Consider the following 20,100-nt stretch of genomic DNA (forward strand, 5'->3'; position numbering starts at 1 on the left):
TCCGTGTCCTCCTCATGTGCCCGGAATCGTCGCCGTATCGGCCGTGACGTCCGGGATTGAACCTCGCGGTGGTCGGCCATCGCACAGCCGCGCCGTCAGCCGGTTTGCACCGGCCGGACCTCGGTCGCCGCGATCGAAGGGCTCCTCACCCGCTCCCCTGCCTTCAGCTGCACAGCGGCGGCTCAGGCACACCGCAAACAGACGAGTTCTGTCTGTTTCGTTTTGTTTGCGATTGATGAGGATTACGGAGGGAATCTGAGCAAGTCAATGCCGATTTTCGCCGAGATCGCCAGCAAGCGACGCTTGCCCGGCGCGCCTCGATCGTCCCTGACAAAGCCGCATCCTGGCGGCCGGACACCAACGCTGAGACGCTAATCGCCTGGAACGATTGAGTTATTCTAACGGGCGACGATCAGCTCAATGCCGCGGCGCTCGAACTCTCGGGCATCTTCGTCGCGGATTGCATCGTCGGTGATGAACGAGTGAATCACGTCCAAAGTGCCAAGACGCGTGAACGAAGTGCGGTTGATCTTGGTCGAATCCGCCACCAGGTAGACGTGCTGAGCCGCCTTGATCATCGCCTGCTTGAGCTGCAGGTCGGCAAAGCTCGGATAGGTGAGCCCCGCCTCCAGCGACACGCCGGCCGTGGCGAGAAACAGCTTTCCCGCCAGGATATCGCGGAAATACTCCACCGACTTGTCGCCGCTCAGCGACAGCGTCGGCGCCTTGAACTGGCCACCCGGCATGTGCACGGCAAACCCCGGCACCGCACCGAGGATCAGCGCGATGTTGAGCGCATTGGTGATGACCGTCAGCTCGCGCCGCTGCAACAGCCCATGCGCCACCTCGGTGGTGGTCGAGCCGGCATCGAGGATGATGGTCTCGCCGTCGCCGACCAGCGATGCGGCCCGCACCCCGATCTTGCGCTTTTTGTCCATGTTCTCAAGGTGTTGCAGGCTGAGCGTTTCGACCTGCCGCGGCAAGGTCTTGAGGAACGCGCCGCCATGTTCGCGCGACACGTAACCATCCGCCTCGAGGCGCTCCAGATCCTGCCGAATGGTGGCCTCGCTCACTTCGAATGCCGCCGAAAGATCGCGCACCCGCGCGCTGCCCTCTTCCTGCAGCCATTCGAGGATCTTGCGACGCCGCGGCTCCGCCAACAGCCCGCCGAGCGTGGCGCCGGCCTCGACCGCGCCCGCCGCCTTGCGGTCTCCCCGCCGGTTGGTCTTGTGCTCGTTCATGCTCACGCTCGTTTTCTGTCGCAGCCAAACTACCGTGGCGCCGGCATTTCCGGCAACCCGCTCGCCCGGCTTTCCACCGCCGCCGTCGTCAAATATATGGCAAACGAAAGCAATCACAAATTTTCGATAGTGACGCGCGACAAACAATCGGTTAGTTGTCACTGCAAGATGCATGGGAGGACGCTGGCGACAGCCGCCCCTCACCACCGCTGGAGGAGGCAGTTTTGACGTTCCCGGCTTCCGCCGAGCTTCGCAACGATCCGGTCGCGCTGATCCGCGACAAGGCGCTGTGGATCCGCCGGCGCAGTTTTCAGATGGTCTACGAGGCGCAGTTGGGTCACCCCGGCGGCGATTTCAGCGCCGCCGATGTGCTGGCGACGCTGTATTTCGGCGTGCTGCGCCACGATCCCGCCAACCCTGCTGCTGCGGGCCGAGACCGCTTCGTGATGAGCAAGGGGCACTGCACCGGCGCCTTCTATGCCGTGCTGGCGGCGGCGGGCTTCTTCCCCGAGGCCGAACTCGCCACCTACATGCAGCCGCTGTCGAAACTCAACGGCCACCCCAATCGCAACTATCTGCCGGGGGTCGAGACCAATACCGGCCCGCTCGGCCACGGCCTGCCGGTCGCCACCGGCATCGCCATTGCCGGCCAGATCGACAATGCCGACTATCGCACCTTCGTCCTCACCGGCGACGGTGAACTGCAGGAAGGCAGCAACTGGGAAGCCGCGCTCACCGCCGGCCATCGGAAGCTCGAAAACCTGACGCTGATCATCGATCGCAACCGGCTGCAGCAGGGCGCCCGCACCGAGGAGACGGCATCGCTCGATCCGCTCGACGACAAATGGCGCGCCTTCGGCTGGCATGTCGAAACCGTCGACGGCCACGATCACCGTGCCCTCTATGACCTCTTGAGCGCCTCACCCAAGGGCCGTGGCAAGCCGCTCTGCGTCATCGCCAATACGTTCAAGGGCAAGGGCGTCAGCTTCATGCACGACAACGTCGCCTGGCACCATGGCGTGCCCAACAAGGAGCAATACGAGCAAGCCATGCGGGAACTCGCCTGATGAGCGCCGCTGCCCCCGCCCCTGCCGGCTGGCACGATTGCCGCGACACCTTCTCCAAAACCGTCGAGGCGCTGGCCGAAGCCGATCCGCGCATCGTCACCGTGGTGAGCGACAGCGTCGGCTCGTCCAAGCTGGTCAATTTCAGGAAGCGCTGGCCCGAGCGCATGGTCAATGTCGGCATTGCCGAACAGACCGTGGTGGCGGTCGGCGCCGGCCTCGCCAATGGCGGCAAGATCCCCTTCATTTCGGCCGCTGCCTGCTTCCTCACCGCCCGGGCGATGGAGCAGATCAAGGCCGATATCGCCTATACCAATGTCAACGTGAAGCTGATCGGCCAGTCGAGCGGCATCGCCTATGGCGAGCTCGGCCCCACCCACCACTCCATCGAGGATATGGCCTGGCTGCGGCTGCTCAACAACCTGACGCTGATCGTCCCCTCCGACCCTTGGGAGACCGAGCAGGCGATCCGCGCCGCCGCCGCCCTCGATGGCCCAGTCTTCGTGCGGGTGAGCCGCATGCCGGTCCCCGACCTGCCCCGCAGCAATCCGCGCTTCGAGATCGGCAAGGCCGAGACGCTGCGCGACGGCGACGATCTCGCCATCATCGCCAATGGCGTGATGGTGCATCGGGCGCTGACCGCGGCCGAAGCGCTGGCTGCGGACGGTGTCGCGGCGCGCGTCATCAACATGTCGACGGTGAACCCGCTCGACGAGGCCACCATTCTCGACGCCGCGAAAACCGGGGCGGTCGTCACCGTCGAAGAGCACTCGGTGCGCGGCGGCCTCGGCGGGGCGGTGGCCGAGGTGCTGGCGACGCACGATCCGGTGCCGATGCGTATCCTCGGCTTCCCGGGGTTCCTCCCCACCGGCTCGGCCGACTGGCTGCTCGAGCATTTCCACCTGAACGCCGCCGGCATCGCCGACGCGGCCCGCCAGCTGCTCGCCCGCAAATGAGCAACGGGCTGATCCTCGCCATCGACCAGGGGACCACCAACACCAAGGCCCTGGCCTTCGACGCCGACGGCCGGGTGGTCGCCAGCGCCTCCGTGGCGATGCCGGTCAACTATCCGCAGCCGGGCTGGGCCGAACAGTCGGCCACCGACATCTGGCAGAGCGTCCGAACGGTGATCGCCGAAGTGGTGGCCAAGGTCGGTCCCGACCTGGACGCGCTGGCCATCTCCAACCAGCGCGAGACCATCGTCGTATGGGACAGTCGCACCGGACAACCCATCGCCCCGGCGATCCTCTGGCAATGCCGCCGCTCGGCGGTCGCCTGCGCCGCCATCCGCGCTGCCGGGCATGGCGCGCTGATCGAGGCGCGCACCGGGCTCGGCGTCGATCCGCTGTTCCCGGCGGCGAAGCTCGCCTGGATTCTCGACAACCTCGCGGGCGCCCGCGACGTCGCCGCCTCGGGCCAGTTGCGCGCTGGCACCATCGACGCCTGGCTGTTGTGGAACCTCACCGGCGGAGAGCACGCTACCGATCATTCCAACGCGTCGCGTACTCAGCTGTTCAACACCGAGACGCTCGGCTGGGACGACGAGCTCGGCCGCATCTTCAACGTGCCGCTCGAGCTGCTGCCGAAGGTCCGCCCCTCCGACAGCGCCTTCGGCACGGTCGCGGCAGGGGTTTCCGCCCTCGCTGCCGGCACCCCGGTGCACGCCATGATCGGCGACTCCCATGCTGCCCTGTTCGGGCACGGCGTGCGCGAACCCGGCACGGTGAAAGCTACCTACGGCACCGGCTCGTCGCTGATGACGCTGACCACGGCCCGCATCATGAGTCGCAGCGGCCTTTCCTCGACCATTGCCTGGAGCACCAGCGCCGGCGTCGCCTATGCGCTCGAGGGCAATATTTCGGTCTCCGGCCAGGCCGTCGCCTTCATGGGGAGCCTGCTGGGCCTTGCCGACCCCGCCGCGGTCGCGACGCTCGCCGCCACCGTGCCCGACAGCAACGGCGTCACCTTCGTGCCGGCCCTGGTCGGGCTCGGCGCCCCCTATTGGGATCCCGACGCCCGCGGCAGCATCTCGGGCCTCGCGCTCGGCACCACTCCCGCCCACCTCGCCCGCGCCGCCGTCGAAGCCATTGCCTTCCAGGTCACTGACGTCTTCACCGCCATGGAGACCGACCTTGGCCAGCCACTGGCCCGCCTTTCGGCCGATGGCGGCGCGGCGCGCAACGACATGCTGATGCAGTTCCAGGCCGACCTGCTCGACCGCCCGGTGCTGCGCGGCGAGCTGCCCGAAGTGAGCGCCGCCGGTGCCGCGCTGCTGGCCGCCACCGGCCTCGGTCGCAACACCAGGCGCGCGCCCAAAGCGCAACGCGAGTTCACCCCGCAAATGTCCGACGCGCAGCGCAACGCGGCGCTCTCGGGCTGGCTCGCCGGCGTCGGCCGCGTGCTGCAGCGGGACCCCATCACCTGAACCAGAACAATTCGAGGGAGAGAAGAAGATGAGCAAGCTGCGCTTCGGAGCCGGCATCTGGCACTTTGCCACCTATGTCGATCGCTATGCCACCGACGGCTATGGCGAGCCGCGCAACGTCATCGAGGCGATCGACCTCGCCGGCAAGGTGCGCGACCTCAGCGTCGTCGACATCAACTACCCATTCTTCGGCGGTGAATTCAGCAACGCCCAGATCAAGGCCGCGCTCGACCGCAACAAACTCGGCGTCATCGGCATCACCCCCGAGATCTACACCCGCGAGTTCAGGAAGGGCGCCTTCACCAATCCCGACCCCGGCATCCGCCAGCGCGCCCACGAACTGATCACCGAAGCCGCCGGCGTGGTGCGCGAGTTCAAGGCCGAATACGTCAAGCTGTGGCCGGGACAGGATGGCTGGGACTATCCGTTCCAGGTCGATCACGGCGCCTTGTGGAAGAACTCGCTCGACGGCGTCGGCCGGCTTGCCTCGGAGAACCCGGACCTCAAATTCGTCATCGAGTACAAGCCGCGCGAGCCGCGCGTCCATATGAGCTTTGACTCGCTGGCGAGGACGCTCCTTGGCATCGAGAGGATCGGCCTGCCCAATGTCGGCATCCTGCTCGATTTCGGTCACGCCATTTTCGGCGGCGAATCTGCCGCCGACTCGGCGCAGATGGCGATCGACTACGGCCGACTGTTCGGCATGGACGTCAACGACAACTATCGCTCGTGGGACGACGACCTGGTGACCGGCAGCCTCCACCCGATCGAGCTGTTCGAGTTCTTCCACGTTCTGCGCAAGAACAAGTGGGACGGGGTCTGGCAGCTCGACCAGTTCCCGTTCCGCGAGGACAGCGTTGCAACTGCGGATCACGCCATCGACTTCCTCAAGGCGGTGGACCGCGGCCTCGAAGCGCTCGACCTCAAGGCGCTGCGCCAGGCCCAGGAAGACCACGACGCGATCACCGCGCTGCGCATCGCGCAGAAGGCGTTGTTCGGCGCGTTCTAGAGCTTTGAGCCGGCGGTCGCGCCAATAGCGACTGCCGGCTGCTCCGGCTACTTGCGGCTGAACTCCAGCATGCGGATCAGCCCCTGCATGTAGCCGATGGCATGCGCCCGGCCGCGATGGTTCCAGTCGCTGTCGCCGTCCATCTTGGGCACGTGGTCGTCGAGCAGGAAACCGTCGAAACCGTTCTCGGCCAGGAGCGCAATCACCTCGGCCGGGTCGTAATTGCCATCGCCGATAAAGCACTCGGTGAAGTTCGGCACGGTCCCCTGCACATCGCGGAAATGGATATAGGCGATGCGCCCCTTGGGCGCGAAGAACTCGATCATTTCGGTGACGTTCTTTTTGCCGCCGATCATTTCCGAACAGCAGCCGAGGCAGAGATCGAGCGCCCAGCTCGGCGAGTCGCCGAACAGCTCATAGGCCTTCTTGAAGTTGTCCGGTTTGTAGAACAGCCGCGCCACGCCGCCCAGCATTGGCACCGGCGGATCGTCGGGGTGCAGCGCCAGCCGCAACCCCTCTTCTTCCGCCACCGGCAGCACCGCGCTCATGAAGTAGCTGTAGTTGCTCCACATCTGCGCCTCGGAAATGAACGGCCCGTCTTTGCCGAACAGCGGCATGCCGGAGAGTCTTCCGAGACCGGTCGGCATGAAGCTTCGCAGCAGGTCCAGGTTCTCACTGTTCGCCTCCACAACCGCCATGTCGAACTTGCGGGCCGTGGCGCCGCCACGGGTCGGGCCGACATAGTCGGTCGTCCATACCGAGTTGGGCATGAAATGCAGACCGAGCACCGGGATGCCGGCCCGTGCCACGGCGCGGATCGTCGCCTGATAGTTCTCGATCTCCGCGTCGCGGCCCTCGAGCCCCATCATCGCCTTCATGTAGAATTGCGACGGTACGTTCTCGATCGCCTCGAACGTCAGTCCGGCTGCGCGGACCTTGTCGGCCAGTTCGCGCACATCCTTTTCGGCCCACTTGCCGTCGCCGGGCAGGGCCGGGTTGTTCATCTGCAACCCGGTGACCCCGATCTGTTTGGCGAAGCGCAACCGCTCCTCGGTCAGGTCGTGAAACTGCCCGACCGCCGCTCTGATACCCATTATCGTCTCCGACTGGAAAATGTGTTCGATTCTCTGTCGGGTCATTACCGCCAGAGCCTTTCGTCATCAGGTGGAAGAGCCCCGTCACCCCCGCCGCAAGAGGTCGCTGAGCCAAGCTCATGCCCGGAAGTCAGTACTTGTCGTAAATCGCCTGGGTTGAGGCCTGGGCCTCGGCGATCGCCTTGTCGAAGTCCCAGCCATCCACCACCACGCGCTGCGCCAGCTTGGGGATGATGAAGTTGGCCGACATGTCGGCATAGGCGGCGTTGAACAGATCCGGATAGGCGGGCGACGTGCCGGTCTTCGCCAGATCGAGCAGGCCATTGAGAATGGTGTTGGAGCCGTCGAAGGCGGGGAGCTTTTCCTGATCCTTCAGCACCGGCCCCCAGATGGCGTACTGGAAGTACTCATTCATGAACTCGGAGTTGGCGAGGTGCTCGAGCAGCGACTTGCCCTCCTCGACCAGCGGACTCCTGGCATTGATCACGCGGCTCTGCGGGCTGACCGGTGAGATCGTGCCGATCGGGCCGGCGGGCAGCGCCGAGAAGCCGGTCGATTCGAACAGCTCCGGATCGTCCTTGCGCGCCGCCACTGCCACCGAACCGGTATTGGCGATGAAGCCGACCTGGCCCGAAAGGTAGGCCTGGTTGTCGCCGGAGCCGTCCCATACGGTGTTGCCCGGCGCGAACAGACCCTTGTCCCAGGCGGCCTTCAGCCAGGTCAGCCACAACCGGGTTTCAGGCGAGTCGAGCGTTACTTTCTTCCCGGCATCGTCGGCGATGCGGCCACCGAATGATTGCAGCACGCTGGTCTGCAGGTTTCCGTCGCCGACATTGGAGAGCGCGAGGCCGAGCCCGGAAACCGGCGCCTTGTTGATGGCTTCCGCCTGCGTCACCAGTTCGTCCCAGGTCCTGGGCGCCTCGGTGAAGCCCGCCGGCTCGAGCAGGTCCTTGCGCCGCATCAGCAGGTTGCCGCTGACCCCGAACGGAATGGCGGTGCGTCCGCCTGCGATGGCCGTCATGTCGCTGGCCTTCGCCGGACCATCGAACCAACCGCCATGCGTCGCGCCGATCCGCTCATAGACGTCATCGACCTTGGCGAAGACCTCTTGTCGCGAGAGCAATGTCAGCAGTTCCAGCCCGACGTCGAAGACATCCGGCAGCGTTCCCGACGCGATCGCGGCCGAGACCTTCTGCGTGATCTCGTTGACGTTGATCAGCACCACTTCGGTTTCGACCTTGTTCGTCGCGCCCCAGGCCGTAACCGCGTCGATCAGCAGCTTGTGGGCCGTGTCGCTCAGTACGAGGCCGCCCCAGTAGGTCAGCTTGCGCGGCTGTGCAATCGCCGGCATCGACAGCCCGCGGTTGCAGCCAAGGCCATCCCGCCCGCCGCGCTCGCCAGCACCTGTCGCCGCGTCCAGCCGCCGGTTCTTGTTTTCTTGTTCACTGCCTTGTCCTCCCAAGTGCCGTGCTCCGGTGACGAGGACGTTTCCGGCCACTGTCCATTGGCCTGAACCGTCGCTGGTGCATCCCTCAAACTGGCATGACAGGTAACAGCATGACGGCATGACATCAAGCCTTGCGAGCTAATCCGTTTTGGCTATGTTGAGCCACGATCTGGAGAGGAAAAGCGATGAGCCAAGCCGATGGCGGCCCCGTTCTCGGGCTGGCGCCGATTTCACGGCCCAAGCTTTACGAGGTCGTGGCAGCACGACTCGAGGCGGCCATCCGCGATGGGCGACTGAAGCCGGGCGATCGCCTGCCATCCGAGCGAGACCTGATGGAGACTTTTGACACCGGGCGGCCGGCCGTGCGCGAGGCCTTCCTGTTTCTGGAGAAGAAGGGGCTGATCGAAACCGAGAACGGCCGACGCGCCCGGGTCCGCAAACCCGATGTCGGCAGCGTCCTCGAATCTCTCGACAGCGTCATCCATCTGTCGCTGCAGGATGGCGAGACCTTCAAGGACCTGTTCGCCGCCCGCTCGTTCCTCGAGCAGGCCATGGCACGGAATGCCGCTCTGCACATCACCGACGCACAGCTGCAGATGCTCCGCGAAAGGCTCGACGAGAACGGGCGCGCCGTCGGCGACCGGCACGAATTCGTTCGCACCGATGCGCTGTTCCATCGCGCCCTGTTCGAAATCGCCGACAACCGCATCTTCGAGGCCGTGCACGACGCCTTCGCTGGCTGGGTGGAGGAACGGCGATCCAGGCTCCAGCGCCAGTCGTTCACCGAAGAGCGCGCCCACCGCCAACACGTCCAGATCTTCGACGCCATCGCCGCCCGCGATCCGGACGCCGCCGAGGCGGCCATGCGCTACCACCTCAAGGGCTGGTGGGCGGCGTGGCTCGCCCAGAAGGAACCTTCCCAGGAGGAATACGCCGACCCACCGAAGTAGGGTCGCCGGGTGCAATGCAAGCACCGGTCGAGGCTGACCAAGTTGCCCCGGCGGGCCGGTGACGATCTCTCGAACTCTCTGTTTCAAGAGATCGCCGCACGGCCCTTCGGACTCAGGCGCCGTCGGGACGGTCCCAATATCGCAGGTCGGCGCACCGCTTCAGGAAGGCCTTTGCATCGGCGGCGGACTCGAGGGCGATGAAGCCGTCGTCGAGGTCCTCGGGCAACCCGACCTTCTTGAACAGCTTGGTCGCCGCCGGGGTGAAACCGACGAACTTGTAGTGGGCGTAGGCATCGGAGACGAAATCGCGGGCCGGCGGGAGTTTCAGCAGCCCGAGCGCTCCCTCGTCGGCGACCAGCAGCGCGACCGCGTCGAACACCACTGACGGTGCGCCGTCGATCTTGTGCTGAGCCACGATGGTCGTCCCATCGCTGGCCACCACTCCACCGACCGTCGGGGCAATCAATTCGACCGTCACGCCATCCGCCGCTGCGACGTTCTGCAACTCGCCCAGCAGCACCGGGTCGACGCCATCGGTCATCAGCACGCCGAGCTTGCGCCCCTTGAACGAGGTCGGCCCGCGCTTGAGGATGCTGAGGGGATCGGACGGCGCGAGGTCGGTCCGCGGCGTGACCGCGACATCCGCCGGCGCCGGCAGTTCGGCGACGCCAAGCCCTTCTGCCACGGCATTGGCCAGTTCATCGTGAATATTCTGCAAGTGGCTGAGCATGCGCTCGCGGATGCGCGGGACTTCGCATTTCGACAGCTCGAACACCAGCGCTTCGGCGATGTGACGCTGCTCGATGAGCGTCTGACTTTCATAGAACTGCCGCGCCTGGCTGTAGTGATCGGCAAAGCTCTCCGGCCGCTGCCGGATTTTCGGCCCTTCCGCGTCCTCGGCGAAAGTGGTGAAGCCGCGCTCCACCGACTCGCGCGGCCCGCCGATCTCCGGTCCCCACGAGTTGGGCTCATAGTTCGCCCTCCCCCGCGGATTGTAGAACGCCATGTGGCCATCCTGCTGGAAATGGTGGAACGGACATTTGGGGGCGTTGATCGGCAGATGAGTGAAGTTCGGGCCGCCCAGCCGCTTCAGCTGCGTGTCGAGATAGGAGAAGTTGCGGCCCTGCAGCAGCGGATCGTTGGAGAACTCGATACCGGGCACGATGTTCTGCGTCATGAACGCCACCTGCTCGGTCTCGGCAAAGAAATTCTCCGGCATCCGGTCGAGCACCAGCCGGCCCACCGGCACCGCAGGCACCTGCTCTTCGGGAATGATCTTGGTGGGGTCGAGCACGTCGAACTCGAAGTTTTCGGCGAACTTTTCGTCGAACGTCTGGAGGCAGAGCTCCCATTCGGGAAAATCGCCGTTCTGGATGGCATTCCACAGGTCGCGCCGATGGAAGTCCGGGTCGGCGCCGTTGATCTTCACCGCCTCGTTCCAGATCACCGACTGCAGCCCCAGCTTGGGCTTCCATTGGAACTTCACGAAGGTGGATTTGCCTGCTGCGTTGACCAGCCGGAAGGTGTGGACGCCGAACCCCTCCATGAAGCGGAACGAGCGCGGGATGGCACGATCCGACATGATCCACATGATCATGTGCATCGACTCGGGAGTCAGCGAGATGAAGTCCCAGAAGTTGTCATGGGCGCTCTGCGCCTGGGGAAAATCCTTGTCCGGCTCCTGCTTCACCGAGTGGACCACATCGGGGAACTTGATCGCGTCCTGGATGAAGAACACCGGGATGTTGTTGCCGACCAGATCCCAGTTGCCTTGCTTGGTATAGAGCTTCACCGCAAAGCCGCGCACATCCCGTGCCAGGTCGAACGACCCCTTGTTGCCGGCCACCGTCGAGAAGCGCACGAAGACCGGGGTCTTCTCGCCCTTGCGCTGGAACAGGTCCGCCTTGGTGAGTTCGGGGATCGGCTTCAGTGTCTCGAAGAAACCATGTGCGCCGTAGCCTCGGGCATGTACGACGCGCTCGGGAATGCGCTCGTGGTCGAAGTGGAAGATCTTCTCACGGAAATGAAAATCTTCCAGCAAGGCGGCGCCGCGCGCCCCATGGCGCAGGGTATTCTGATCATCCGAAACGGGTGTTCCCTGCTGGGTGGTGAGGGTCTCGTAACCCTCCTCTGCCGTCTGGTGCGTCTCGCCTCCCCTGCCGCGAACCACCTGCTGGTCGCCATAGACTGCCTGTTCCGGCTTGCCCGCCGCTTTCCGTGCCATTTGCAGCTCCGTGAGAAATCCACAGGGGGAAGTTCGTTGTGGCCGGAACGTTCCCCGCCGCGACTCGATCGGCAAGGGCGGTGCGTCGGGGGCTCGACGAGGCCGTGTCGATCAGCCGCGTCGGAGGATCGTTTCACGGCGCCGGGAACTGCCGGCGATGGACCGATCGCTCGGCGATGGGATGCCCCCGACCCATCGCCGGCAACAGCCATGCGCCGGCCGGATCAGGCCGGGCTAGGCTTTGAGCCTCGCCACGTCGGTGCGTCGATAAGGGAAGTAGAAGAAGCCTTCGAAATGCGACCGGATGAACCGCACCAGGGCCTTGAGGTGCGGATTGCCGAAGCGGTGGCTGGGATAAAGAATGCTGATCGGCGTGCGGTCGCTTTCCCAGTCCGGCAGCACCGCCACCAGCGCCCCCGCCGCCACCTCGCCTGCCGCGAAGAACTCGGGGAAACAGCCGACGCCATACCCCTGCACCACCGCCACTTTGGCGATCCACTGGTCGTTGGTGGAGATCGAGCCGTCGGGCGAAAGTTCCACCCGCCGATTGCCGTCCGACAGCGACCACTTCGGCAGCGTTGCCCCAAGCCGGCGATCGATGAGCTGGTGGTCCTTGAGGTCGGTCACCAGTATCGGGGTGCCGTTACGCTCGAGATAACCCGGTGCGGCGTAGAGGCGGCTGACCGAGTGGCCCAGGCGCACCGCAATCATGTCCCTGGCATCGTCCGGCGGCGGCACGTCGGCGAACAGGATGCAGTCGAGGCCGGCGTCTCGGCGGAACAGATCGACGGCATCGTGGACCAGCAGATCGAGCCGGATGCCCGGATGCTGTTCCATGAAGGCGAGGCTCAACGGCCCCATCAGGTTGGTGCCGAGGCCGTCCACGGTGCCGATCCGCAGCAGCACGGACTGCGCAGTGGCTTCGCGCGCCACCGCATCTTCGGCCCGCACCAGCGCCCGGACCACGTCCTCCGCCAGGGGCAGGAAGGTCGCGCCCGCTTCGGTCAGCGTCAATCTGCTGCCGGCGCGATCGAACAGCAGCGCGCCCAGTTGCCCCTCGAGTCGGCGCAACTGGTGGCTGAGCGTGGCCTTGGGGATGCCGCTTCGCCGCGCCGCTTCCGAAAGCGAGCCGGCGCTCCGGATGCGGAAGAACGCCTGAATGTCGTCGAGTTGCATGTCGTCCAAAACCTCGAACGGGAGTCCAGCTTTTCATGGGGATGCCCCGTCGGCAACTCCGGCTAGCTTGGTGGTCACCAGACTTTCGTCCAGAAAACCGAACGAGGCTTAGATGCGAAAGACCTTCCTGCGGGCGCTGATGAGCACCACTGCGGCTGCGCTGCTGGCCGTCCCTGCCACGGCTGCTCCCTTCATCATCGACAACGACTTTTCCGGACCAGGCGGGTCGGACTTGCAGACGGTGCTGTTCTTCCTCGACAGCCCCGATGACACGCTGCTCGGCCTCACGGTGGTCACCGGCGATGACTGGATGAACGCCGAAGCCGCGCATCTGCTGCGGTTTCTCGAGATTGCCGGGCGAACGGACATCCCCGTCCATGAGGGCGCCGTCTTGCCGCTGATCAATACGCCGCAGCGCCTTTCCGCCTGGGAGGCGAGCTATGGCAGGCTGGGCTGGAAGGGTGCGTGGAACAAGCCGGAGACGGACGGCAGCGTCCCCGGGTTCGACCCCACTGCGGTCCCCGAGCTCGACGAGGGAGCGCCGACGACGAAAGCGGCGGCGGGCTCGGCCGCCGCATTCCTGATCGAACAGGCGCACAAGTTTCCCGGTGAAGTCACCATCATTGCGGCAGGGCCGCTCACCAATCTGGCGCTGGCGACGCGTCTCGATCCCGAGTTCCCCAGGCTGATCAAGAAGCTCGTCATCACCAGCGACCCCGGCGCCAATTTTCGCAGCGAAAGCGGTGAGATCGCGGGGTTCGGCGGCGAGTTCAACGTGATGTTCGATCCCGAGGCGGCGCGCATCGTTCTGACGGCCCCGTTTGCGTCGATCGTGTCGGTCGGCCCGGTCACCGAAGCCTTGACCGTCGACGCGGCGCTGATCGCCGACATCGCCGCCAAAGGCACGCCGCTGGCTGCCTACCTGGCGCAGTATGCATGGAAGGACCTGCCGCTGTGGGACGAGATCGCCACCGCGGTGGCGATTGATCCCAGCCTCGTTCAGGCCAAGCAAGAGGTCCTGGTCAATGTCGACCTGGCCCCGGGTGCGACATTGGGCACCCTCGTCGCCTATGCCGCGGACAAGGGCCCCGGCCTCGGAGAACGCCCCATAACCGTCGTCACCAAGATCGACACCACGCACTTCCGTCAGATGCTGCTCGACGCCATTCCCGCGAAGTAGCCAACCGATGGCGGCGGGTTGACCGACTTCACGGGGCTTGCCGCCCTCCTGTTGTGTTCAATCCCGGTTCAGCCGGCAGGCGATAAACGGCCGGCTCAATCTGGGGATCGATCATGACGATGACTTTCGCGCGCGCTGTTCTATGTGCCGTGCTGATGACTGTGGCTGGCAGCGCTCATGCGGCAAGCAATGTCTGCACCTTCCGCGCCTACTCCGACGACACGGACCCGCAGGGCACCAATGTCCGCAGCGGCCCCGGCAAGGGATTCCCCATTGCCGGCGTTCTGAAATCCAACGCCGGCGATGATGGCACTTTCTCCCCGGAGTTCGATGTTCGCCGGTTCAAGGACGGTTGGGTGGAGATCGGCGACGCCACCATCGGTCAGTATGGGGACGGGCCGGAGCAGGTGCTTTTCGAGGGGCCGGGCTGGGTGTCCGCGCGGCTCATTCGCTTCGAGATCGAGGACCCCGTGCTGCGCGAGGCGCCCGGCATGGCCGCCAAAACAGTGCAACATCTTGGCTATGTGGAAGGTGCTGCCAACCCCTGGGCACTCGACCAGGTGAAGGTCGAGACCATTCACGGTTGCGAAGGCCCGTTCATCGATGTCACCCTGGTCAACGCGCGCGGCGAGACGGCAAGGGGCTGGGCCACGGACATCTGCGAAAATCAGGCCACGACCTGCTCATGAAGTGCGAAGGACCCATGATCCATACGGCCGTGCTGCGCGCTTGCCTCCCCACACTTTTCTGCCTCGCGGCTGGCGCCGCCGTCGCGGCAGACACCATCAGTTGTGAAAGCCTCGACGGCCGGGTCACCGCGGATCTCGACGTGGCCTTCGCATCCGACGATGCTGGCGGCTCGGTCGTGGCAGTTCGGGCAGCGACGCCCGACTTTGCCCTTTCGACCGACGAGGGCGAGACGCTTGCCTTCTCCGAAGTGGCTTATGACCGCATCTCGGCCGGGCTCGAATCCCCCAATGTCGGCCCGATGACGTTCACCGTCGACATCGTACGAACCTCCGATGCCTTGCCCGGCGATGGGCCGGAAAGCGGCGTCGTCGTTGCCGGCGTCGCTCGGATCGCGGGTTTTGGAACCACGATCCTCACGTGCCGGGGCTGGTAGGCGACAGCGGCCGACTTGCCCGCTAGCGGTGCTTTGCGCGATCACGGCGGACCGTCCGGCGGGTGGCGGGAGCAAAGATGGCGTTGACGAGGCGGCGCTTGAGATACTCCGCTGCCACCAGGTAGGCGGCCACGACGCCGGCAAGGCTTGCCAGCACGGCCGGGGGTGGAGCCTCGAAGGCCAACCACGAGGCCATCGGCGTGAACGGCAGGATCATGGCGACGGCCAAGGCCGCCAATGAGGACAGGACAAGCCACCGGTGCGGCCGGTCCGCCCATGGTCTCCCATTGGTGCGGATCACGAAGATCACCAGGATCTGGGTCGCCATACTCTCGAGGAACCAGGCCGTTCGAAACGCTTCGGGATCGACATGGAAGAGCACGATGAGGCCAGCGAAGGTCAGGGCGTCGAACATCGAAGAGAGGCTGCCCATCACCAGCGCAAAGCGGAGCAACCGCTTCATGTCCCACCGCTGCGGCCGCGCCACGGCTTGCCTGCGGACGGTGTCGAACGGGATTCCGATCTCCGAGATGTCGTAGAGCAGGTTGTTGAGCAGGATCTGGGTCGGCAGCATCGGCAGGAACGGCAGGAGCAGGGACGCGCCCGCCATCGACAGCATGTTGCCGAAGTTCGAGCTGGCGCCCATGCGAACGTATTTGAGGATGTTGGCAAAGGTCCGCCGGCCTTCCTCGACGCCGTTGGCGACGACCTCGAGGTCCGAATCGAGCAGGATCATGTCGGCCGCGGCCTGTGCGACCCCCGTCGCCCCGGAGACCGAGAGCCCGATATCGGCGGTCTTGAGCGCCGGGGCATCGTTGATGCCGTCGCCCAGATAGCCGACGATGTCGCCGCGCGCCCGCAGCGCGTGTACCAGCCGCGACTTCTGGTCGGGCGCCAATCGGCCATAGACATCGACCTGCTGTACCTGCACGGCCAGGGCGGCATCCGACAGTGCGGCGATATCTGCGCCCGACAGGACCCGCTCGGAGCGGAGGCCGACCAGGGCAGCGAGGCGTGCGACTGCGACCGGGTCGTCGCCCGAGAGGATCTTGATGCGTACACCGGCCGTGGCGAGGCGCCGAACGGCTCCCTTGGCGGTAGCGCGGGGTGGGTCGGTGAAGGCGCAGAACCCCTCGAGCACGAGGCCGGTTTCGTCACCCAGAGAGAGCTCGTGGTCCTCACCCTGCCAGGCACGCGAACCGACGGCGATCAGCCGCAATCCGTCGGCGGCTTTCTGCCGGACGAGGGCGAGCGCGGCCGCACGTTCCGCCCCCCCGATCGGCACCGTCCCGCTCGTCGTGCGCAGCTTGATGCAGTTCTCGATCACGGCTTCGGCCGCGCCTTTGACGATCAGCAGTTCGCCTTCAGGCCCGTCGACCAGTACGGAGCCGAGCCGGTGACCGAAATCGAAGCTGAGGCGGCGCTTCAGGCTCCAACCGGACGCGGCCTCGGGGGTGCCGGCGACCAGGGCGAGGTCGAGCGCCGCGCGGTCGCCGCCGAGCTCGGCGGCGATCGCTCCGAGCCGGGCCGCCCGGTGATCGTCTGCGCCGTTGCCGTCGAGGCTGCCGGCGAGCGCGATCTCGGCGGAGGTCAGCGTGCCGGTCTTGTCGGTACATAGAATGGTCATGGCGCCCAGATCGTGGATGGAGGCCAGCCGCTTCACGATGACCTTGCGCTGCGCCAGTCGCAGCGCACCGCGCGACAACGTCACCGTGGTGATCATGGGCAGCAGTTCCGGCGTCAGGCCCACGGCCAGCGCGACGGCAAAGAGCAGCGATTGCAGCACCGGGCGGCCGAACAGGACATGTGTGGCGAGCACCACGAGCACCAGGGCGATGGTGAGGCGGGCGATCAGCAGTCCGAACGCCCGCAGGTCTCGCTGGAACGGCGACAGCTCCGTCTCCTGGGTCAGCACCATGGCGGCCGCGCCGAACACGGTGTTCCGGCCGGTGCCGACCACCAGCGCCGTTGCCTCGCCGGTCTGCGCCACGGCCCCTCGAAAAACGGCGTTTGTGGCCTCGCTGGCTGTCGTTGCGTTCACCGCGCCCGGGCGCTTTTCCGCCGGGAAGGCCTCGCCGGTGAGCGCCGCCTGATTGGCCGAGAAGCCGCTGGCCTCGAGGATGATGGCGTCGGCCGGAACGATGTCCCCGGCCCGAACCCGGATGATGTCGCCGCGCACCACGTCTTCGACCGGCACACCGACGAACACGCCGCCGCGCTTCACCTCGGCCTGCAGGGCGACCGAACGGCGAAGCTCTTCGGCAGCGCGGCCCGCATGGCCTTCCTGCACCGTGTCGAGGCCGATGGAGACGGCGAGGATGGCGACGATGATCGATCCGCCCACCAGGTCACCAGTGGCGGCCGAGACCACGCCGGCTCCCAGCAGGATCAATGAAAGCGGCTCCAGCAGCCGCCGTGCCACAGCCCGGGTCAGCCCGGGACGACGGCCGGCGGTATCGGCGTTCGGACCATCCACGCCGAGCCGGCGTTCCGCCTCGGCGGTGGTCAGCCCGTCAGGTCCGGCCTGCAGCTCGGCCAGCAGCTCCGCCACCGGCCGGGTCCAGAACGGTGCCGTCCGGACGGGCGGCGCTTGTCCGGAAACTGCGGGGAGCATCTGGACCTCCTGAAGGCCGGGGGAAGTCGACACCTGCTCCACCGGTGCCGCGCGACGGCTGGTCTGTGACGCCCGCAGACCAGCCTCAATCGCCGCCCAGCTTGGCGCGCTGCAACAGTCCCTGGGTTGACTTTGATCAAATCACGGGCCTGGTGCGATCAGCCGTGAGAACCGGAATTGCAGGAACCGGACGAGCCTGCCGCACCGGGAGAGCGGTGGTGCTGGCTCGGTCCGGTGAGCGCCGGTACTCTTGGGAGGCCAGGGGCTCGCGGGTCGCGATCAGGGATGCGCCAGCGGCCCTTGAATGATCAGACAGGCGCAAGGTTGCCGGACATGGCTGTCGGCAGCTCGTCCGCCTCACACCCGCGACGCATGCCCCTACACCGCTACCGAATGCCGCCCCACCCCCGACTGCAGGTAGGTGTCGAACGCGGCCGCGACCGAACGCACATAGGGCCGCCCGGCCTCGGTGATGGCGAAGGTCTGCCCGTCGAAATCGACGATCCCGTCGGCGTCGTACTGCGCGGCGCAGGCCATCTCGTTGACGACCGGCGAAACGGCGTTGCCGAAGCGGCGACGCAACTCGTCGATCGAGACGGCAAAATCGCACATCAACCGTTCGATGACCCAGCCCCGCATGCGGTCTTCGCCGCTGAGGGCTATGCCACGGGCAATGGCCAGCCCGCGCGCCTTGATGGCCCGGATATACTCGCCGGTCGCGGTGATGTTCTGCACATAGCCCTGCGGCAGGCTGCCGATCGAGGACGCACCCAAACCGATGAGGGCCGGGGCCTGGTCGGTGGTGTAGCCCTGGAAGTTGCGGCGGAGCCTGCCTGCCCCAGCCGCGACGGCGAGCCGATCCGTCGGCCGGGCAAAGTGGTCGAGACCGATGGCGACATAGCCCGCCGCACTGATGCGCGCCGCTGCTGCTGCCGACTGCGCCAGGCGCTCGGCCGCATCAGGAAGCCTTGTCTCATCGATCAGCCGCTGATGCGTCTTGATCCACGGCACGTGCGCGTAGCCGAACAGGGCCAGCCGATCCGGCGCCAACGCCAGGGCCTGCTCGACGGTCGCCTCGACCGAAGCTATCGTCTGGTGCGGCAGCCCATAGAGCACGTCGAGGTTCACCGAACCGACGCCGCGCCGGCGCATCCCCTCGACCACGGCGCGGGTCTGCTCGAAACTCTGCGGCCGGTTGATCGCCTGCTGCACCACCGGGTCGAAATCCTGCACCCCCACGCTGATGCGGGTCACGCCGGCCGCCGCAAAGGCGTCGTAGCGGTCCTCGGTCATGTCGTTGGGGTCGATCTCGATGCTGAACTCGAAATCCGGCCGCGGGCTGAACAGCTGGCGAACCCGCCGGGCCAGGGCCATGAGATCGTCGGGGCGCAGCATCGAGGGCGAACCGCCGCCCAGGTGCAGGCCAGTCGCCCCGCCGCGTCCGTCGAGCAGCCGCGCCACCTGTTCCATCTCGAGATGCACCGCCGGCAGGTAGGCCGCGATCGGATCGTAGCGGAGCACCTGCTTGGTGTGGCAACCGCAGAACCAGCACAGCCGATCGCAGAACGGTACATGCACATAGAGCGACAGGTCGGTCGCCGCCGGCAATGTTCCGAGCCAGCCGGCATAGTCGGCATCGGCTATGCCGGTGTGGAAATGCGGCGCGGTGGGGTAGCTGGTGTAGCGGGGTACGGGCCGAGCGTATCGGCTGAGCAGGGTATCGGACATCGGAGCCTCCGCCAGCCTTCTCGCAGAGCTTGGGCTTGCAGGTCTTGATCTCGATCAATTGGCCGGGCCGAGACCGTGCGAAGCTGGGGCAGCTTGCGGGAGCCACCGATGACCACAGATGCCGAAGCCGACCACGCGACTCCATCCAGTTGCCGCCACTGCAAGGTGCGGCACCAGGGGCTCTGCGAGGTGCTCGGCCCGGCCGAGCTGGCCCGCCTGGCCGGCCAGGCGCGCCGGACCCGGCACGGGGCAGGCGAAACGTTGACGATCGAAAGCGGCGAGGTCGGCTATGCCAACGTGACCAGCGGCGCCATCAAGCTGTCGCGCGTCCTGCGCGACGGCCGCCAGCAACTGGTCGGGCTGCAATTCTCCCCGGACCTGCTGGGCCGTCTGTTCTCGAGCGAAAGCCCGCTCTCTGCCGAGGCGGCCACCGAAGTCGAGCTCTGCCGTATCCCGCGCAGCGTGCTCGAACGCCTGGTTGCCGACAACGACCGCATCAAGCTGCGTCTTCTCAGCCAGTCGCTGCGCGACCTCGACGACGCCCGCGAGTGGATGGTGACGCTGGGGCGGAAGACTGCCGCGGAGCGGGTGGCGAGCCTGTTGCTGCTCGTCGCCAGGCGGATCGGGGTTGCTGATGCCGACGGAAGACAGACGCTGGCATTGCCGATCGGCCGGGCCGACATGGCGGATTTCCTGGGCCTGACCCTCGAGACGGTGTCGCGCCAGATGAGCCGGCTGCGGCATGAGGGGGTGATCAGCGTCCGCGGGCACCGCTGCGTGGTGATCCTCAACCGCACGGCGCTCGAGGCCCGCGCCGGCTGAGCC

The 20,100-nt window shown here is 66.2% G+C and carries 16 protein-coding genes; 9 read left to right on the forward strand and 7 right to left on the reverse strand.

The window, feature by feature from the left end:
• Window positions 1-398 precede the first annotated feature (398 nt).
• Window positions 399-1,241, reverse strand: a complete 843-nt coding sequence (locus APS40_RS08660; protein WP_197279463.1) for a DeoR/GlpR family DNA-binding transcription regulator — start codon at window positions 1,239-1,241, stop codon at window positions 399-401.
• 314 nt (window positions 1,242-1,555) lie between these two features.
• On the opposite strand from APS40_RS08660, the gene APS40_RS08665 reads away from it, so the two are divergent.
• Genes APS40_RS08665 through APS40_RS08680 form a run of 4 tightly spaced genes read left to right on the forward strand, consistent with a single transcriptional unit; the run spans window position 1,556 to window position 5,739 of the window.
• A complete protein-coding gene (locus APS40_RS08665; protein WP_082434691.1) occupies window positions 1,556-2,308 on the forward strand; it encodes a transketolase in 753 nt (250 codons plus the stop codon).
• On the forward strand, window positions 2,308-3,261 hold the full coding sequence (locus tag APS40_RS08670) for a transketolase family protein (protein WP_055046665.1): 954 nt from the start codon (window positions 2,308-2,310) through the stop codon (window positions 3,259-3,261). Before APS40_RS08665 ends, APS40_RS08670 begins: the two co-directional genes overlap by 1 nt.
• Entirely contained in the window at window positions 3,258-4,730 is a 1,473-nt protein-coding gene (locus APS40_RS08675; RefSeq protein ID WP_082434274.1) for an FGGY family carbohydrate kinase, read from the forward strand. The genes APS40_RS08670 and APS40_RS08675 overlap by 4 nt, the downstream gene beginning before the upstream one ends.
• Before the next feature lie 28 nt (window positions 4,731-4,758).
• Window positions 4,759-5,739: a sugar phosphate isomerase/epimerase family protein gene (locus APS40_RS08680; RefSeq protein ID WP_055046666.1), complete on the forward strand. Its 981-nt coding sequence runs from the start codon at window positions 4,759-4,761 to the stop codon at window positions 5,737-5,739.
• Between the two features lie 47 nt (window positions 5,740-5,786).
• Here the strand turns inward: APS40_RS08680 and APS40_RS08685 are convergent, their stop codons facing one another.
• Complete coding sequence (locus APS40_RS08685; protein WP_055046667.1) at window positions 5,787-6,833, reverse strand: mannonate dehydratase; 1,047 nt, start codon at window positions 6,831-6,833, stop codon at window positions 5,787-5,789.
• Between the two features lie 130 nt (window positions 6,834-6,963).
• Complete coding sequence (locus APS40_RS08690) at window positions 6,964-8,184, reverse strand: ABC transporter substrate-binding protein (protein ID WP_055046668.1); 1,221 nt, start codon at window positions 8,182-8,184, stop codon at window positions 6,964-6,966.
• Between the two features lie 281 nt (window positions 8,185-8,465).
• Here APS40_RS08690 and APS40_RS08695 point away from each other — a divergent pair, with 281 nt between their 5' ends.
• Window positions 8,466-9,230: an FCD domain-containing protein gene (locus tag APS40_RS08695; RefSeq protein WP_055046669.1), complete on the forward strand. Its 765-nt coding sequence runs from the start codon at window positions 8,466-8,468 to the stop codon at window positions 9,228-9,230.
• Between the two features lie 112 nt (window positions 9,231-9,342).
• Here the strand turns inward: APS40_RS08695 and APS40_RS08700 are convergent, their stop codons facing one another.
• Both APS40_RS08700 and APS40_RS08705 read right to left on the reverse strand, forming a co-directional pair.
• Window positions 9,343-11,454, reverse strand: coding sequence for a catalase (locus APS40_RS08700; RefSeq protein ID WP_055046670.1), 2,112 nt, complete (start codon window positions 11,452-11,454; stop codon window positions 9,343-9,345).
• Window positions 11,455-11,688: 234 nt separating this feature from the next.
• Complete coding sequence (locus tag APS40_RS08705; RefSeq protein WP_156342877.1) at window positions 11,689-12,630, reverse strand: LysR family transcriptional regulator; 942 nt, start codon at window positions 12,628-12,630, stop codon at window positions 11,689-11,691.
• Between the two features lie 112 nt (window positions 12,631-12,742).
• On the opposite strand from APS40_RS08705, the gene APS40_RS08710 reads away from it, so the two are divergent.
• The 3 genes from APS40_RS08710 to APS40_RS08720 all read left to right on the forward strand — a co-directional run bounded on the left by APS40_RS08710 (window position 12,743) and on the right by APS40_RS08720 (window position 14,933).
• Window positions 12,743-13,810: a nucleoside hydrolase gene (locus APS40_RS08710; protein WP_055046672.1), complete on the forward strand. Its 1,068-nt coding sequence runs from the start codon at window positions 12,743-12,745 to the stop codon at window positions 13,808-13,810.
• A gap of 113 nt (window positions 13,811-13,923) precedes the next feature.
• Entirely contained in the window at window positions 13,924-14,499 is a 576-nt protein-coding gene (locus APS40_RS08715; protein WP_156342878.1) for an SH3 domain-containing protein, read from the forward strand.
• Between the two features lie 14 nt (window positions 14,500-14,513).
• Window positions 14,514-14,933 (forward strand): hypothetical protein, encoded by a 420-nt coding sequence (locus APS40_RS08720; RefSeq protein ID WP_055046674.1) that lies wholly within the window; start codon window positions 14,514-14,516, stop codon window positions 14,931-14,933.
• Between the two features lie 22 nt (window positions 14,934-14,955).
• Here APS40_RS08720 and mgtA read toward each other — a convergent pair whose 3' ends face one another.
• Together mgtA and hemN are read right to left on the reverse strand one after the other, a co-directional pair.
• The gene (mgtA, locus tag APS40_RS08725; protein ID WP_082434276.1) at window positions 14,956-17,547 is read right to left on the reverse strand and encodes a magnesium-translocating P-type ATPase; all 2,592 of its coding nucleotides are present in this window, start codon (window positions 17,545-17,547) and stop codon (window positions 14,956-14,958) included.
• A 378-nt stretch (window positions 17,548-17,925) separates the two neighbouring features.
• The gene (hemN, locus tag APS40_RS08730; protein ID WP_055046675.1) at window positions 17,926-19,275 is read right to left on the reverse strand and encodes an oxygen-independent coproporphyrinogen III oxidase; all 1,350 of its coding nucleotides are present in this window, start codon (window positions 19,273-19,275) and stop codon (window positions 17,926-17,928) included.
• A gap of 108 nt (window positions 19,276-19,383) precedes the next feature.
• Between hemN and APS40_RS08735 the strand changes: the two genes are divergently transcribed.
• Window positions 19,384-20,097 carry a Crp/Fnr family transcriptional regulator gene (locus APS40_RS08735; protein ID WP_055046676.1) on the forward strand — a complete coding sequence of 238 codons (714 nt, stop codon included), beginning with the start codon at window positions 19,384-19,386 and terminating at the stop codon, window positions 20,095-20,097.
• The last annotated feature ends 3 nt before the right edge of the window (window positions 20,098-20,100 follow it).

This window comes from Devosia sp. A16 (assembly GCF_001402915.1).
Classification (GTDB): domain Bacteria; phylum Pseudomonadota; class Alphaproteobacteria; order Rhizobiales; family Devosiaceae; genus Devosia_A.